At 37.9% G+C, this 16,870-nt stretch carries 15 protein-coding genes; 3 read left to right on the top strand and 12 right to left on the bottom strand.

Annotated features, from left to right (window positions below):
- Window positions 1–192 precede the first annotated feature (192 nt).
- On the top strand, window positions 193–954 hold the full coding sequence (locus tag H0S58_RS08305; RefSeq protein WP_195726258.1) for a DUF4184 family protein: 762 nt from the start codon (window positions 193–195) through the stop codon (window positions 952–954).
- Between the two features lie 98 nt (window positions 955–1,052).
- Here H0S58_RS08305 and H0S58_RS08300 read toward each other — a convergent pair whose 3' ends face one another.
- The 10 genes from H0S58_RS08300 to H0S58_RS08255 all read right to left on the bottom strand — a co-directional run bounded on the left by H0S58_RS08300 (window position 1,053) and on the right by H0S58_RS08255 (window position 11,426).
- Complete coding sequence (locus H0S58_RS08300) at window positions 1,053–1,748, bottom strand: methionine ABC transporter permease (protein ID WP_195726257.1); 696 nt, start codon at window positions 1,746–1,748, stop codon at window positions 1,053–1,055.
- Window positions 1,745–2,770, bottom strand: coding sequence for a methionine ABC transporter ATP-binding protein (locus H0S58_RS08295; RefSeq protein ID WP_195726256.1), 1,026 nt, complete (start codon window positions 2,768–2,770; stop codon window positions 1,745–1,747). Before H0S58_RS08295 ends, H0S58_RS08300 begins: the two co-directional genes overlap by 4 nt.
- Before the next feature lie 73 nt (window positions 2,771–2,843).
- Window positions 2,844–3,716 (bottom strand): MetQ/NlpA family ABC transporter substrate-binding protein, encoded by an 873-nt coding sequence (locus H0S58_RS08290; RefSeq protein WP_092720827.1) that lies wholly within the window; start codon window positions 3,714–3,716, stop codon window positions 2,844–2,846.
- 450 nt (window positions 3,717–4,166) lie between these two features.
- Window positions 4,167–5,450 carry a phosphoribosylamine--glycine ligase gene (gene purD, locus H0S58_RS08285; protein WP_195726255.1) on the bottom strand — a complete coding sequence of 428 codons (1,284 nt, stop codon included), beginning with the start codon at window positions 5,448–5,450 and terminating at the stop codon, window positions 4,167–4,169.
- A gap of 128 nt (window positions 5,451–5,578) precedes the next feature.
- Window positions 5,579–7,153: a bifunctional phosphoribosylaminoimidazolecarboxamide formyltransferase/IMP cyclohydrolase gene (gene purH, locus H0S58_RS08280; RefSeq protein WP_195726254.1), complete on the bottom strand. Its 1,575-nt coding sequence runs from the start codon at window positions 7,151–7,153 to the stop codon at window positions 5,579–5,581.
- A 93-nt stretch (window positions 7,154–7,246) separates the two neighbouring features.
- On the bottom strand, window positions 7,247–7,516 hold the full coding sequence (fis, locus tag H0S58_RS08275; RefSeq protein ID WP_001086304.1) for a DNA-binding transcriptional regulator Fis: 270 nt from the start codon (window positions 7,514–7,516) through the stop codon (window positions 7,247–7,249).
- Window positions 7,517–7,902: 386 nt separating this feature from the next.
- Window positions 7,903–8,778, bottom strand: coding sequence for a DUF3426 domain-containing protein (locus H0S58_RS08270; RefSeq protein WP_195726253.1), 876 nt, complete (start codon window positions 8,776–8,778; stop codon window positions 7,903–7,905).
- 14 nt (window positions 8,779–8,792) lie between these two features.
- Window positions 8,793–9,698, bottom strand: a complete 906-nt coding sequence (gene prmA, locus H0S58_RS08265) for a 50S ribosomal protein L11 methyltransferase (RefSeq protein WP_092720823.1) — start codon at window positions 9,696–9,698, stop codon at window positions 8,793–8,795.
- A 130-nt stretch (window positions 9,699–9,828) separates the two neighbouring features.
- Window positions 9,829–10,698 (bottom strand): bile acid:sodium symporter family protein, encoded by an 870-nt coding sequence (locus tag H0S58_RS08260; RefSeq protein WP_092720822.1) that lies wholly within the window; start codon window positions 10,696–10,698, stop codon window positions 9,829–9,831.
- Window positions 10,699–11,021: 323 nt separating this feature from the next.
- Window positions 11,022–11,426 (bottom strand): hypothetical protein, encoded by a 405-nt coding sequence (locus H0S58_RS08255; protein ID WP_195726252.1) that lies wholly within the window; start codon window positions 11,424–11,426, stop codon window positions 11,022–11,024.
- A gap of 254 nt (window positions 11,427–11,680) precedes the next feature.
- Between H0S58_RS08255 and mnmG the strand changes: the two genes are divergently transcribed.
- Entirely contained in the window at window positions 11,681–13,561 is a 1,881-nt protein-coding gene (gene mnmG / locus H0S58_RS08250; RefSeq protein ID WP_053580112.1) for a tRNA uridine-5-carboxymethylaminomethyl(34) synthesis enzyme MnmG, read from the top strand.
- A gap of 253 nt (window positions 13,562–13,814) precedes the next feature.
- Complete coding sequence (locus H0S58_RS08245) at window positions 13,815–14,141, top strand: hypothetical protein (protein ID WP_092720821.1); 327 nt, start codon at window positions 13,815–13,817, stop codon at window positions 14,139–14,141.
- A gap of 50 nt (window positions 14,142–14,191) precedes the next feature.
- On the opposite strand, the gene glnG is transcribed toward H0S58_RS08245, so the two are convergent.
- A complete protein-coding gene (gene glnG, locus H0S58_RS08240; RefSeq protein WP_053580114.1) occupies window positions 14,192–15,670 on the bottom strand; it encodes a nitrogen regulation protein NR(I) in 1,479 nt (492 codons plus the stop codon).
- The gene (glnL, locus tag H0S58_RS08235) at window positions 15,657–16,766 is read right to left on the bottom strand and encodes a nitrogen regulation protein NR(II) (protein ID WP_053580115.1); all 1,110 of its coding nucleotides are present in this window, start codon (window positions 16,764–16,766) and stop codon (window positions 15,657–15,659) included. Before glnL ends, glnG begins: the two co-directional genes overlap by 14 nt.
- Window positions 16,767–16,870 lie beyond the last annotated feature (104 nt).

The raw sequence follows: 16,870 nt of genomic DNA, 5'->3' as shown, positions 1-16,870 counted from the left end.
CTGAGGGATATTCAAGTGATTTGGCGAAGTTTTATTTGATTATTGAAGCTCAATCACCTAGATGAGAAGTACTTGGCGAGGTTAAAGTATTTAGCAACCGAGACTCTATGTTTATTTTAGATTGATTCAGGTTTTTACAGCAGTTTTAATTCATAATATTCTTCTTTCGAAGAAAAACAGAAATTTAAAACAATGCCTTTTACATTTTCGCATACAGTGGCAGCATTTCTTTTTAAGCCTTGGCTAAATAAATTATCGCTAACTGGCGTTGTTCTTGGATGTATGGCGCCAGATTTTGAATACTTCTTAAGAATGAGAATGCAGGGGGAGTTTGGACATCATATTGCGGGAATTTTTCTTTTTAATCTGCCGGTTTCAATTTTAATTGCTTTAGTTTTTCATCAAGTAATTCGTGATGAAATGATTGAACATTCACCTTGGTTTTTGAAAAAACGGGTTCTTATTTTTCAAAATCTTGATTGGTTTGAATATTTTAAAAACCACTATTTGATGGTCATTATTTCGATTTTCTTCGGAATTCTCACCCATGTAATATGGGATGCTTTTACGCATCAAACAGGTTTTTTTGTGCAGAAAAATGTTTTTTTACAAGATACTGTTTCAATTGCAGATTTCAATATACCGCTGTATAAAATTTTTCAGCATTTAAGTTCCAGTTTGGGACTGATAATCATTGCTATTTATTTTTTTAAACTACCATCTTATACAAGTATTCAAACAAATAATGAAAGAAAAACCCTGTGGATGTATTGGGGAGCGATATTGATATTGCTAGGGTGTTTGCTTGGTTTATGGTTAATATTCAATAGTGATTTAAAATTTTCTTTGGTTCATGTATTGGTCGCTACAATAGCATGTTTATTTTGGAGCATCTTAATTGTGTCTTTGTTTTTTAAGATGATGAAAAATAGAAAGATAATAAACACTCAATGAGCCATTTTCTTTTCTGGAAAATAAGTGCAGCCCATGAAATCCATATAATAAAAAGCCCTCAAATTTGTGAGGGCTTTAAAATTTTGCTTGAATCATTTTTATCTTAATTTGGCTAACCAATCGCCCATCGTCTGAACAATTTGAACCAAGAGTAAAAGCACGATCACCGTTAAAATCACGACACTCGTATCAAAACGTTGATAACCATATGAAATTGCTAAATCACCAATCCCACCTGCTCCAACTGCACCTGCCATTGCTGTAGCGCCAATTAAACTGATCGTAGCGGTAGTCAAATTTAAAATGAGTGAACTACGTGATTCAGGTAGAATAAACTTGAAAATAATTTGTAAAGGCGTTGCGCCCATGGCTTGAGCAGATTCTACAATGCCTTCATTGACTTCAAGTAAAGATGTTTCAATAAGACGTCCCATATAAGGGCCAATATAAATCGTGAGCGGAACAATCGCAGCCCATGTACCAATTGAAGTACCGACTAAAAATTTGGTCAGCGGAATAACGGCAATTAGTAAAATAATAAAGGGGAGGGAGCGTAGCGCATTCACAATAGGATTTAAAATATGATAAACCGCACGATTTGGCAGGATACCTTCAGGGCGCGTCACCAATAAAATAATCCCTTGAATGAAGCCCCAAATGCCTCCAAACAGCATGGCAAAGAACACCATATGGAAAGTTTCTTGCAATGCCGTGACAAATTGATCGATTGACAAGGAGCTTTGCCAAAATGGTGCAGTGAGTTCAGTCAACCATTGTACGATTAAATCTCTCATACCTGATCTCCTGAATGTTCAACCTGTACGCCATTTTGTTTCAAAAATTCAATTGCCTGCTGAATAATCAAGGGGTCACCCAGTAACTGGATAAACATTTGCCCAATCACAGTGCCATTAATTTCAGTCATATTGGCAAACAAAATATTTAGACTGATATCAAATTTTTTGATGACTGCTTGAACTACCGTTTCTTGCGCAGATTTTCCTAAAAACTGTAAACAATAAATGCTGTTATGGTTCTGATTCTCAAGATTTTTAAGAATATTGATAGGGAGTTGCTGCTGAAGCACTGTTTGAATAAAGTTTTTGGTGGTCGGGTGTTGTGGCTGACTAAAAATATTAATCGTAGAACCCGTTTCAATAACTTTGCCTTGCTCCATCACGGCGACATAATCACACACTGTCTCAATCACATCCATCTCATGCGTGACCATGACAATCGTAATATTCTGTTCTTGATTAATTTTTTTCAATAATGCCAAAACAGATTTGGTGGTCTGCGGGTCAAGTGCCGATGTAGCTTCATCACACAATAAAATTTTAGGTCGATTGGCAAGCGCACGTGCAATACCAACGCGCTGTTTTTGTCCACCTGAAAGCTCATCGGGAAAAGCGTCTTTTTTATGCTTTAAATCAATAAATTCAAGCAACTCGTTTAAGCGTGTTTCACGTTCTGCTTTGGGTATACCTAAGAGCTTAAGCGGCATTTCAATATTGGCTGCCACTGTTTTGGTCTGCAATAAATTGAAATGTTGAAAAATCATTCCAATATTTGCACGTTCTTGACGTAATGAGCGCGCATCCAAAGCGGTAAAGTCTTTTTGATTCAGAATAATTTGACCTTCGTTTGGTCGCTCTAATAAATTAATCAAACGTATTAAGGTACTTTTACCCGCGCCACTATAACCAATAATGCCAAAAATGCTGCCTTCTGGAATCACCAAATTAATTTGATCCAGAGCGCGTATGGTTTGGCCTTTTAGCTGGTAGTGCTTTGAAATGTTTTTAAATTCAATCATATCGTCAAAAATTAGTCAGAAAATAAAAAACAGGCAAAGTGATTTTGCCTGTTTTGTTTAAATCATTATATTACTATTTTGCATCTGTTAAATAACTAATTGGTTTATTTACATCAACCTTTGTACCACCAAAGTGTTTTTGTACATATTGATTGACTGCTTCGGTATGATATAAAGCACCGACTTTTTGTAATACAGCATCATCTTTACGTGATTCAGCGACAGCTAAAATATTCACATTTAATTTGGTGCTTTGATCTACAGGTTCATAATAAATCGAGTCTTTTAGCACGTTTAAACCACCTTCCATGGCCAAAGTATTGCCCAGAACAATAGCATCTACTTCATCTTTTACACGAACAGCAGTCGCCATTTGAATCGGTTTAATCACTATTTTTTTAGCATTTTCAGTAATATCGTTTGGTGTACCTGTTGCTGGGTTGAAATCAGCTTTTAATGTTAATAAGCCCGCAGATTGAAGAAGCAATAGGGCACGCGCTTCATTCGCAGCATCGTTTGGAATTGCAATGGTTGCACCATTACTCAGTTCTTCAATCTTTTTAATTTTGCTTGAATAAATTCCCATTGGTTCAAGGTAGGTAGTCGAAACTGCGGCAATTTTATCTTTATTTGAAGCATTAAATGCCACCAAATACGCATAAGATTGGAATGCATTAATATCCACTTCTTTATTTGCAACAGCTGTGTTCATTGCGACATAATCTGTGAAGTTTTTCACTTCCAATTTAATACCAGCTTGTTTGGTTTCAGGCAAAGTCGCAATAAAACGCCAAATGTCAGCATCAGAACCAGTTGATGCCATAGTCACAGTTTGAAGAGCAGTTGAATCTTTAGCTTGCGCTGACTCGTTTGCAGGTGCTTCTGGTTTAGAACAACCCGTTAAGGCAACGGCCACACCTAAAACAAGTCCGAGGAACTTTTTCATGTATTCACCCTTAGTAAATTTAACGTTAAAGTCTAAATTCACATATTTTAATTAGAGAGATTAATCAAATTTAATACACTCATTTTTCCGTAGAAACCTCAGAATTTGAGAGTGAAAATTGGATGTATAAACTATTTTTTTGAAGCTTAAATCTTGATTTGAATATAAATATTCAACAACTTAAAAGCTTCAATTTCATTTAAAAATTTGCAATATCATAACAATAAATTGATATTCAATATAGACTATAAAAATTTTGCACATAGCGAAGAAAAAATAAATAAAATGATGTTTTAATATTTAATATCTGTTAAATCAATATGCTATTTATACTTTCAGTTATTTTAAAAATAGCAGTGTAACTTTTTAATTTATAAGATTTTCTTGATTCTAAATTCAAAAAAATAAAAAGCTCGCATTAGGCGAGCTTTTTTAAAAATATTTTAATGATTAGGCATTTTCACGCGCAATCGCACGATAACCAATATCTTGACGATATTGAACACCGTCAAAAGTAACTTTTTGACATAGTTCCAAGGCTTTAGCTTGGGCCTCACCAATGGTATTGCCAAGTGCCGTCACACATAGTACACGGCCGCCAGCAGTCACAACATCACCATTTGCATTGAGTGCAGTACCTGCATGGAAAACTTTAGCATCATTCATTTCTGTATTTAAACCAGAAATGACATCATCTTTGCTCGACGTTTCTGGGTAGCCTTTTGAGGCAAGCACAATACCGACAGTTTTACGCTCATCCCATTCAGCTTCAGCAGGTAAATTACCTGCAATCCCAGCTTCAACCAGTTCAACCAAAGATGATTTTAGACGCATCATAATCGGTTGAGTTTCAGGGTCACCAAAACGACAGTTAAATTCGATCACTTTTGGCTGACCGTGTTCATCAATCATTAAGCCTGCGTATAAGAAACCTGTATACACATGACCATCTGCTTTCATTCCGTCAACGGTAGGACGCATGACTTCATTCATGGCTTTTTTAAAGACCTCAGCAGTGACCACTGGCGCAGGGGAATACGCACCCATACCACCTGTATTTGGCCCTTGATCGCCTTCAAAAATACGTTTGTGATCTTGAGATGTAGCCATCGGTAAAATATTATCGCCATCAATCATACAAATGAAAGACGCTTCTTCGCCTGCAAGAAATTCTTCAATCACTACGCGAGAACCTGCATCGCCAAATTTGTTGCCTGCAAGCATGTCATCAATCGCATCAAATGCTTCTTGATTGGTCATGGCAACAATCACGCCCTTACCCGCAGCAAGACCATCGGCTTTAATCACAATCGGCGCGCCATTTTTTTCAACAAAGGCTTTGGCTGCTGCAACATCGGTAAATACATCATAAAATGCAGTGGGAATGTTATGGCGTTTCAAGAAATGTTTAGCAAATGCTTTCGAACCTTCAAGCTGTGCAGCAAATTGGGTCGGACCCCAAACTTTAACGTCTGCTGCGCGGCATGCATCGACTACACCATTTACGAGTGGCGCTTCTGGACCAACAATCACTAACTCAACGGCATTATTTTTTGCAAAGTCGATAATTGCAGCATTGTCTAAAATGCTTAAATTCACATTTTCACATTTATGTTCTGTTGCTGTGCCTGCGTTACCCGGTGCAACAAATACTTTCGCTACTCGCTCATCTTGCGCGATTTTCCAAGCAAGTGCGTGTTCACGACCACCATTACCCAAAACTAAAATGTTCATCGGTTCATACTCCATGAATCCAAAATGACATAAAGTCCTCAGCCAAAAGGAGAGGACTTTATACAAGATTTAGAAATCTGTTTTAAACAACATGAATGACATTGTCATTACAATCAGGATTGCATCTATTAATGACGGAAGTGACGCATACCCGTGAATACCATAGCAATACCTGCTTCATCAGCAGCAGCTATGGTTTCTTCATCACGCATAGAACCACCTGGTTGAATAATGCATTTGATACCCGCTTTAGCAGCGTTATCAATACCATCGCGGAATGGGAAGAATGCATCAGATGCCATAACTGCACCTTCAACCACAAGACCTGCATGTTCAGCTTTAATGGCAGCAATACGTGCAGAATTTACACGGCTCATTTGTCCTGCACCTACACCAATGGTTTGACGACCTTTAGCATAAACAATGGCATTTGATTTAACGTATTTTGCAACTTTCCATGCAAAGATTAAGTCATCAATCTCAGCATCCGTTGGTGCAACTTTAGTCACAACTTTAAGATCGTCTTTCGTGATCATGCCTAAGTCTTGGTCTTGAACCAATAAGCCACCATTGACACGTTTGTAATCTAACTGAGATTGACGTGCATCAATTGCAGGTAATGCTCCACATACCAATACGCGTACATTTTTCTTCGCACCTGTAATTTCAAGTACGCCATCAGCAATGCTTGGTGCGATAATCACTTCAACAAATTGACGATCAACAATGGCTTGCGCAGTTGCAACGTCTAATTCACGGTTAAATGCAATAATGCCACCAAATGCAGATTCAGGATCAGTTGCATAAGCAAGATCATAAGCAACTTGAATGCCATCTAAAGAAACTGCAACACCACAAGGGTTTGCATGTTTAACGATGACACACGCAGGTTTAGCAAAAGATTTTACACATTCAAGTGCGGCATCGGTATCTGCAATATTGTTATAAGAAAGCTCTTTACCTTGTAATTGTTTAGCAGTCGCAACAGAGGCTTCGGTTGCAGTGCTTTCAACATAGAATGCAGCAGATTGATGTGGGTTTTCACCATACCGAAGATCTTGTACTTTATTTAATTGGGTATTGAAGGTACGTGCAAATTTGTCAGCAGAACCTTCTTCTTTACCTACGCGAGCACCAAGGTAAGAAGCAATCATGCCGTCATATTGTGCTGTATGTTCAAATGCTTTAACAGCTAAGTCAAAACGTGTTGCATGAGATAAAACGCCTTCCGCTTTAATTTCTGCAATCACGGCATCATAGTCAGATGCATTCACAATAATACCCACTGAAGCATGATTTTTTGCAGCAGCACGCACCATAGTCGGCCCACCGATGTCAATATTTTCAATGGCATCATCAAGTGAACAATTTGGTTTCGCTACAGTAGCTGCAAATGGATAAAGATTTACAATTACTAAATCAATCGCATCAATATTGTGTTCAGCCATCACCGCTTCGTCTAAACCACGACGTGCTAAAATTCCACCATGAATTTTAGGATGTAAAGTCTTTACACGACCATCCATCATTTCTGGAAAACCTGTATGCTCTGAAACTTCTACGACAGCAATATTGTTGTCTTTAAGCAACTTATATGTACCGCCGGTAGATAAAATTTCTACCCCTAGAGCAACAAGGTTTTTAGCAAATTCAACGATCCCTGATTTATCAGAAACAGAGATTAACGCGCGTTTAATAGTCATGATTTTGGTCAACAATATTAAAGGTATAGATTAAAACAATAGGCACATATAAGATAAAAAAAATGCCCACGGTAACCGCGAGCATTTTATCATTTATTCACTCATTAAACCGTGAGCTTTCAACTTTTTACGTAAAGTACCACGGTTCAGTCCGAGAATCTCGGCAGCACGTGTTTGATTACCACGTGTATATTCTAGAACTACAGATAAAAGAGGTTTCTCCATTTCTGCCAACACCATGTCATATACCTGAGAAGGTTGCTCGCCCTGCAATTGTGCAAAATAATGGCGAACTGCGCGATCTACATGAATACGTAGAGCGACATCAGATTGTGCAGTAAAAATAGGAGATTTGCTATTCATGCGAATTAATCCGAAAAATCAAATATCACTTGGGTAAAGAGATATATAAAAGTGGTCTATAAAATTAAATGAACTCCGTTTTAGATCCTAAAACGGAAATTCTAAAACTGTACATTTAGCTTGCCACAACTCGACGTACTTGGTCGAAAAATAAGCGTAACAATACATTAATATTTGTTACAGACCAAAATCAAAACAAAAAATCTACTCAATACGCATTAATAAAAATAAAGCGCATCAGCTAGACTATATTTGTTGTGAAAATAGCGAGGAGTTTGCAGCACAAAGCTTTCGTGGCGCGTATGATAGCATTGTCTAAGAAAAAGTGAGCAAGAAAACTACATTTTTTTTATTTTTTTTTATTTTTTTAATAATTTTTATCAATATTACGGTGGAATTATTTCTAAATTATAATTATCGAAACTTTCACGTGCGACTGGAAGCTTAAACTTAAATTTGAAAGGACTGTTTTGAGGGATTCTCTGAATTCCATGCAAGCTAGTCGTCAAGTATTCCGAAGCGTTCAATGAGTAAGATGAAACGACTTTACCTTTTTTTTTCAAATTAATTTTCAAAATAGGCAGTGATAAGCTTTTTGTATGATAATTAACCAGTTCGCCTGTCAATTGAATTCTACGATCGGCAATTGGCTCTAGCTTAACTTTTTTGGTGGCCAGTAACTGATAATTATCATCCATGATAGAGCAATTAATAGGTTGGCATACTTGATTCAATAAGACGCCCAATGCGGGACTATTGTTGAAAACTTTAGGGTTAAACCAAAAAAATTGAAAAACCAGTAAACCAATTAAAGATAAATTAACGAATAGCCATATTACATAATAGCGTGTGCTGTGTTTTTTATTATTTTCAGATGTCTCATCCCAATTCATGATTGGATAATTTCGAATGGGTTCTGTACTGAAGTAATTCAAATTGTTCAAATACGTTTTTAAATCAATATTTGAATTTTCTACCTTACGATTAAAAATATCCAATAAATGTTGTTCGGGTGTCGATAAATCTATCAGAAGCGATCCTGTTGTTGCCATTGTTGGCATGTTTTTCTGGATTGAACTGACAGATAGAGAGTCTTTAGTGGTAGAGAAATTTTGATTTTTCTCTACGACTAAGTGAGTTAATGCATTAAAGTTGGTTGAACATTTTGCGCAACAAACCATCCCCCGCGCGATTGTGAGTTGTTCTACAGAGACCTTGTATTTAGTCAAACAATTCGGGCAATAGGTTTGTTTTTCGCTCATGATCTATTCAGAAATTAAAGGATGTTTTGGCGTTTTCCCGAAATTCGGCACCACTGTTCTTCACGTTTTTCGACTTCTATTATATCAAAAAACTGTGAATAAACAGCAGAAACATCAGTAACTTGCTCTTCTAATATGCCAGCAAGTGCGAACTCTCCCTCAGATTTTATTAAAGTTGAGAACTCAGGCGCAAGTGCCATAAGTGGGCCAGCCAGAATGTTGGCCACAAACACATCTGCTTTTTGATGGTTAAATTCAATATTAAACTCTTCGGGTAAACCTACATATAAATGTTCAAGTACACCATTTAATTCGGCATTTTGTTTGGTTGCCAAAACTGCTTGCGGGTCAATATCGGTGGCATAGACTTTTTTAGCACCTAATAACAGTGCAGCTACGCCTAAAATACCAGAACCACAACCATAATCGATGACAATTTTATCTTTAAGGTTAATTTTCCCAAGCCATTGTAAGCAGAGGAAAGTACTCGCATGATTACCTGTACCGAAGGCTAAACCGGGATCCAGTTTAATATTAACTGCATCTGGTTCAGGTGCTTGCATCCATTCAGGCACAATCCAGTATTTCTCAGCGATTTGAATAGGCTTGTAGGCATCCATCCATGTTCGTTCCCATTCTTGATCTTCAAGGAAGTCATAACGCAAGGGTGTATCGGGCATTTGTGCAGTAATAAAGGTTGTTAGGGCATTTACGTCAATTTCTTCATCTTCTTCTTGAGCATAAATACCAGTAACAATAACTTTATTCCACAGTGGAGTTTCTCCTGGAAGTGGCTCAAGCAAGTCCTGATTTTCAGCATCGTCTAAAGTTACACTCACTGCACCCAGTGAGCTTAATAAGGTTTCGGTAAAATCGACTTGAGCTTGTTCAACAGTAATATGAATTTGTAACCACTTCACAGAAATAACCTAAATTGATGTTTTTAAAAATGCCATTGTAGCGGAAGTTGTACTTAAACCACTATATTTTCATAAAACCAGTAAAAAATAAAAAGACCTAATGGTAGGTCTTTTTAGGTAAAAATCTAGTTTAGGTGGTTGCAGGTTGCGGTGCATACTTATTCAATAGCAGGCCAAAGATGACTGCAAAAAAATACATAAAAATTGAATACACAGCCGCAGGAATTGCAATGGTTGTACTGGCCATAATGGTCAGTGCTATTGTCAAAGACAGCGTGCTGTTATGTATCCCAATTTCAAAAGCACAAGCGCGTGCTTGAAATGAACTTACTCCAGCCCAGCGAGGGACGAAATAACCGATGGCTAAACTTGCCACACAAAATACAGCGGTTGCTAGACCCACTTGTGCAAAATAACCTAAAATATTCTCTCGTTCTTGAAATATTGCGCCACAGACAATTGCAATTAAAAATACAATCGCAAAAATTTTAGTAGGACGTTGTAGCTTGGTTGCAATAGATGGGGAGTAGCGGCGAATCAACATGCCGATACACACAGGGACAAAAATAATAATGAACACTTGAATTACTTTTGCAAATTGTAAGCCCATGCCGTCACCATTATTCATAAAGTGAATAACAGCAAAATTTACAATCAAAGGTAAAGTAAATGCAGACAAAATGGCATTTACTGCGGTTAAGGAAATATTGAGAGCAATATCTCCTTTATAAAGATAGCTAAATAAATTTGCTGTTGCTCCTCCTGGTGAGGCTGCGAGCAACATGAGACCAACAGCTAGAAGTGGAGGGAGCTGAAATAACTTACAAATTAAAAACGCGACTCCGACTAAAACTACAAGTTGGCAAAAAAGTGCTAAAAATACAGCTTTAGGATGTTTGGTCACACGAGCGAAATCTTTGAGTGTGAGTTCTAAACCAAGCCCAGCCATAACAATTGCCAGAGCTAAAGGTAATAAGAGAGTAATAATTCCAGAATCCATATTGATTTTCCTAATCCTTAATTTATTTTTTGTTTAATTTTTTTAATTTCAATCCTATATATAGCTTATAAAATTAAAATTTGAAAATATTAGATGAATTTTAGAATTTATAAAGACTAAGAGTATGGCTGTTTAAAAGTAAAGTTTTTTATAAGTTGTATTGAATATTTTTTTCTTTATCTTTAATTCGGATGTTGGTTTTTAGAACAAAATTAATTTTAAGGCGCTATTTATTCTGCATAAAAAAACGGGTAAAAATTTAATTGTTTACCCGTCAAGTATTTACGCTAAGTAAATATCAATTGAATTAAAATGTAATGCGTTTACATCGCTGTTGGAGACTGCCTAGTAGGTTGTGATTGCATCGATGGGCTTTGCATCTGGGGCTGGGGTGGCATAAAGCCTAAGGCGCATTTCCCTTTGATTTCTTTACCATTTATGTTTGCCATTTTAGCATTCATATCAGCACTACAAGTGCTGCTGAGCTCGGCTTCATCACCTTTAATCGCGCTATTTTTTGATGAAGAGAAAAATTGTGGTTCACAGGTGCCATTCCATATAATTCCTCGATGTGCAAAACTGACTTGAGCACCTTGAGTTTTGCCTTTACAGACTTGTTGATATTTTTGCGCGTTATAAGTGGTTTCTACTTTGTCATTTGCTTGGGTAGCAAAAGGAGTGAGACATAGACTACAGAGGATGATCGAAAGAAAAGCATTGTTATTCATCTTTTATACCTTTGTTTGTAATGTAACCAACCTATAGAGTAAAAAATAACCAGAATAAAACAAGACCAATCAAGTAAATATTATTCATTAAATGTTTAATTTTTATGGTTACTTTGCAAACTAGACTTACATTGCAATGTTTAAGCAAGAGATTGACGCCATTTAAGACATGATAAAATCGTCGTATTTTATCCACCTCAGTTGATCAATTTTGATATAATGTTCTGTCATTCCTTTTTATCTCTCAAACCATTATGCATTATCCTAAAGTTTACGATGTCATTGTTATCGGTGGCGGTCACGCAGGTACTGAAGCAGCGCTTGCTGCGGCACGTATGGGTCGACAGACATTGCTCCTAACTCACAACATTGAGACTTTAGGGCAAATGAGCTGTAACCCAGCAATTGGTGGTATTGGTAAATCGCATTTAGTTCGTGAAATTGATGCTTTAGGCGGCGCTATGGCATTGGCTGCCGATAAAGGTGGTATTCAATTTCGTATTTTGAATTCACGCAAAGGTGCGGCAGTTCGCGCTACCCGTGCACAAGCAGATCGTGTGCGTTTTAAAGCAGCAATTCGTGAAACTTTAGAAAATCAAGCCAACTTAGATATTTTTCAACAATCAGCAGACGATTTGATTGTTGAGGGTGATACTGTCAAAGGTGTAGTCACTCAAATGGGTATTCGCTTCGAGGCAAAAACTGTCGTTTTAACGACAGGAACTTTCTTGGGTGGGGTAATTCATGTGGGGCTTGAAAAATCGAGTGGTGGTCGTGCGGGTGATCCGCCATCTATTTCTTTGGCTGCTCGTTTACGTGAATTGAATTTGCCAGTTGGTCGTTTAAAAACGGGTACACCACCACGTATTGATGCGCGTTCAGTTGATTTTTCAGTCATGACCGCTCAACCGGGTGATTTTCCGTCACCTGTTATGTCGTTCATGGGGGATGCTTCTATGCACCCTGAGCAGGTGAATTGCTATATCACGCATACCAATGAGCGTACCCATGACATTATTCGTGGTGGTTTAGATCGTTCACCGATGTATACCGGTGTGATCGAAGGGGTTGGGCCGCGTTATTGTCCATCAATTGAAGATAAAATTCATCGTTTTGCTGATAAAAATTCGCATCAGATTTTCTTGGAACCTGAAGGTTTAGATACGCACGAACTTTATCCAAATGGTATTTCAACTTCTTTGCCGTTCGATGTGCAGTTTGAATTGGTCCGTTCAATTCGTGGTATGGAGAATGCACATATTCTTCGTCCAGGTTATGCCATTGAGTATGATTATTTTAATCCACAAGCGTTAAAATTTTCGCTTGAAACCAAAGCCATTCATAACCTTTATTTTGCCGGTCAAATTAATGGCACCACAGGTTACGAAGAGGCGGGTGCACAAGGTTTGTTGGCTGGTTTAAATGCAGCACGTCGTGCATGGGATCAAGAGCAATGGACACCAAAACGTGATGAAGCCTATATGGGTGTCTTGGTGGATGATTTAATTACACTGGGAACCAAAGAGCCATACCGTATGTTTACCTCACGTGCCGAATATCGTTTGATGTTACGTGAAGATAATGCAGATCAGCGTTTAACGACAATCGGGCGTGAACTTGGACTGGTCGATGACACGCGTTGGGCATCTTATTGTGAAAAAATGGAAGCAGTAGAGAAAGAAACGGGGCGTTTACAGCATCTTTGGGCTGCACCCAACAATCCAATGGGCAAGAAGTTCGTAGAAATGACAGGGGCAGATCTTTCTAAAGAATGCTCTGCGATTGATTTATTGAAGCGTCCAAATATCAATTTTGCTCAAATTGCAGAATTGACAGATTCTGAAGTAACCCCGTTTGTGGGTGAGCAAATTGAAATTGCAGTGAAGTATGCAGGTTATATCAACCGTCAGCATGAAGATGTGGCTCAGATGAAGCGTCTGGAAGACACAAAAATTCCTGTTGATTTTGATTATGATATTGTTTCAGGTTTATCACGTGAAATTACTTTAAAGTTAAAAGATGTGCGTCCTGAAACTTTAGCGCAAGCAAATCGTATTCCAGGTGTTACGCCTGCTGCGGTGCAATTGATTATGATTACCATTCGTAAGAATGCACAAACGAAAAAATCAGCATAATTTTAGTTTGGTTTGATGATGTTAAAAGCCCACTTCATGTGGGCTTTTATAATTTAATTTTAGCTTGAACATCATGCTTGTCATTCTATTTAAACATCTACACGTAGTGACAAATACTGAATGTAAAAGTTAAATATTATGGAAGCTTGATCTTTTTTCCTTAAATTTTTTTATTTTAAAAAATGTGATGTGCAAAATAAACCAATCTAAAAATTTGCTAAAATGACACTATAGCAAAACAGACGAATACTAAATGGCTTATCAAATTATTCCCTTATCTATTTCGGCAGTTGATAATATCGCTTGCCCACATTGTCAGCAAAATGTGATTGATTGGATACAAGAGCAATATATTCAACCGTGTGAACATACCTTGTTTATTGCTATGGATATTGGTTTTGAATATATAACTGATGATTTTGAACAAACTATGCAGCGTTCTGTGGATGATTTGCATGCCCATGATGATCAGGTGAATATGTTTGCAGAAATTACTCAATCAACATATCCGAATTATTTGATTTTTAAATCAGATTTGGGCGCACAAGGGTATTTTCGCTACATTGGTTTTACCGCTTAAATAGACAACGCAAAAAAGAAAAGCTCCAATAGGAGCTTTTCTTTATAAAGTTAGCTTTCTACTTCTTCTTCAGTATCATCATCTACAGTGTCCATACCCAACTCCTTCAGCTTTCTGGTTAAGGTGTTTCTTCCCCAACCTAAAAGTTCAGCAGCATGACGTTTACGGCCACGGGTTTGTTGCAGTGCAGCAGTAATGAGTGTGCGTTCAAACATGGGTGTTGCAATATCAAGAATCTTCATTTCACCATTTTTAAGCTTTTGTATTGCCCATTGATTTAATAATTCATCCCAATGATGCAAAGACACTCGATCAAAACTATTCTGTACTTGTGCTTCATCGCCTGAGCGCTGAATCGGAAGTTGTTTTAACTCCGACGGTAAGTCTTCTGGATAGACTTCACGACCTGTAATCATGACCGTAAGCCAACGACAGGTGTTTTCTAGTTGGCGCACGTTACCTTGCCAAGGCAATTGTTTCATATATTCTTGGGTTTCTAAGCGTAAAATTTTAGCATTTACACCCAGTTCTTTACCTGCACGTGCCAAGAAATGCTGCGCCAGCATCGGAATGTCTTCACTACGATGCGCGAGTTTCGGGATATGAATGCGAATGACATTTAAGCGATGATACAAGTCTTCACGGAAACGACCGTCATTCACCAATTTTTCTAAATCCTGATGAGTTGCTGCAACAATACGCACATCTACTCTGACAGGGATATGTCCGCCAACACGGTAAAACTCGCCATCGGCCAAAACTCGGAGCAAACGGGTTTGGGTTTCAAATGGCATGTCGCCAATTTCATCTAGGAATAACGTACCACCATTGGCCTGTTCAAAACGACCTTGGCGCTGCGAATTTGCACCTGTAAAAGCACCTTTCTCATGCCCGAAAAGTTCAGTTTCAATCAAGTCTTTAGGAATGGCTGCCATATTCAGGGCAATAAAAGGTTTGCTGCCACGTGGTGAATGGCGGTGTAGCGCATGCGCGACCAATTCTTTACCTGTTCCAGATTCGCCATTAATAAGTACGGTAATATGAGATTGGGACAGGCGACCGATTGCACGAAAAACCTCTTGCATAGCAGGAGATTCACCAATAATTTCAGTGGATTGAATTGGTGGGGCAGTTTTGGCGGATTCTTGTTGTTGTAATTTGGCAATATGTAAAATAGCACGATTGACTAGTGCTAAAGCTTCATCAATATCAAATGGTTTAGGTAGGTACTCAAATGCACCTGTTTGATAGCTCGATACAGCAGATTCTAAGTCAGAATGTGCGGTCATGATAATCACAGGAAGTTCTGGATGACTGGCTTTAACTTTTCCTAAAAATGTAAGACCGTCGATACCGGGCATGCGAATGTCAGTTAAAATGACATCGGGTAACTCTGTATTCATTTGATCAAGCGCAGATTGTGCTTCTTCAAAACTGGTAACCTCAAAACCTTCTTCTTTGAATGTTTTTTCGAGTACCCAACGCATGGCACGGTCATCATCAATGACCCATATTTTATTTCGCGACATGACTCGCCTCCCAAGGTAAATATAAGCTAAATATTGTTTTTTCTGGAATGGATTGACATTCAATCATTCCACCATGTTGATGCATAATATTTTGTGCAATGCTTAAACCTAGGCCTGTGCCTTTAGCGCGTCCAGTAACAAGAGGATAAAACACTGATTCTAATATTTCTTCTGGTACGCCTGGGCCATTATCTTCAATATCGATACGAACTACAGATCGTTTTAATACGCCATTAATGGTGACTAATCGTTGAATACGCGTTCTTAAGATTAATTCAGGCTGATGGTCGATAAAGAATTCTTTATTTTCTGTCATGGCTTGAACTGCATTGACACTAATATTGAGCATGACCTGAATCAGTTGGTCTCGATCTGCCAGTACATCGGGTAAAGACAAATCATAATCGCGAGTAATTTTAATTTTCTTTTTGGTTTGATTGGTCACCAGTGAGCGAACACGTTCTAAAGGTTCGTGTACATTGACTAATTCGTAACTGGGTAATTGGCGCGAACCGAGCATGGTATCGGCTAAATTTCTTAAACGATCTACTTCGCTAATAATAATGTCGGTAAATTCTTCGTACTGCGGATCATTTAAGCTACGTGCCAGTAATTGGGTTGCACCGCGAATACCGCCTAAAGGATTTTTAATTTCATGTGCAACACCGCGAATAAGTTGCCTCGCCACTTGGTGTTGCTGAATGAGGTTTTCTTCTTTAGAGATTTTTAACATTCGATCAATTTGATCAAGTTCAATCAATAAAAGTGGGTGGTAGGATTTTTCTGCATTAATTTGTGAAACAGTATAATCCACATGGATATCTTTGAAATTTACGCGAATGGTTGCTTCGCGTCGTGTGTAAGGTTGTCCCGTATTAAAAGTATTCAATAGCGCTTCTTGGGTATTGAACTCATCATTGGCCATATGCAGCAAATTTAAAACAGGCTGGCCTGATGCGCGTAGCAGACTAATGTCAAATAATGATTCACATGAAGAGTTTAAATAAAAAACATTAAGTTGCCCATCAACCAGTAAAATAGCAGTCGTTAAATTATCCACTAAAAGGCGGTAGTCGATCGCGACGGGTTGATCCATTGATGAAATTATCCTGTATTAAAATAGCGCAATGGCAGCTGCATTTTTGATTATTTCTCCCTGTTATGGGACATTCAACGCATTAAGCATTGTCAAAATAAAGC

The organism is Acinetobacter sp. TTH0-4, assembly GCF_015602665.1.
In the GTDB taxonomy this organism is placed as follows: domain Bacteria; phylum Pseudomonadota; class Gammaproteobacteria; order Pseudomonadales; family Moraxellaceae; genus Acinetobacter; species Acinetobacter albensis.
The sequence above is the reverse complement of the archived record's forward strand: the minus strand, read 5'-3'. Positions and strand labels throughout refer to the sequence as shown.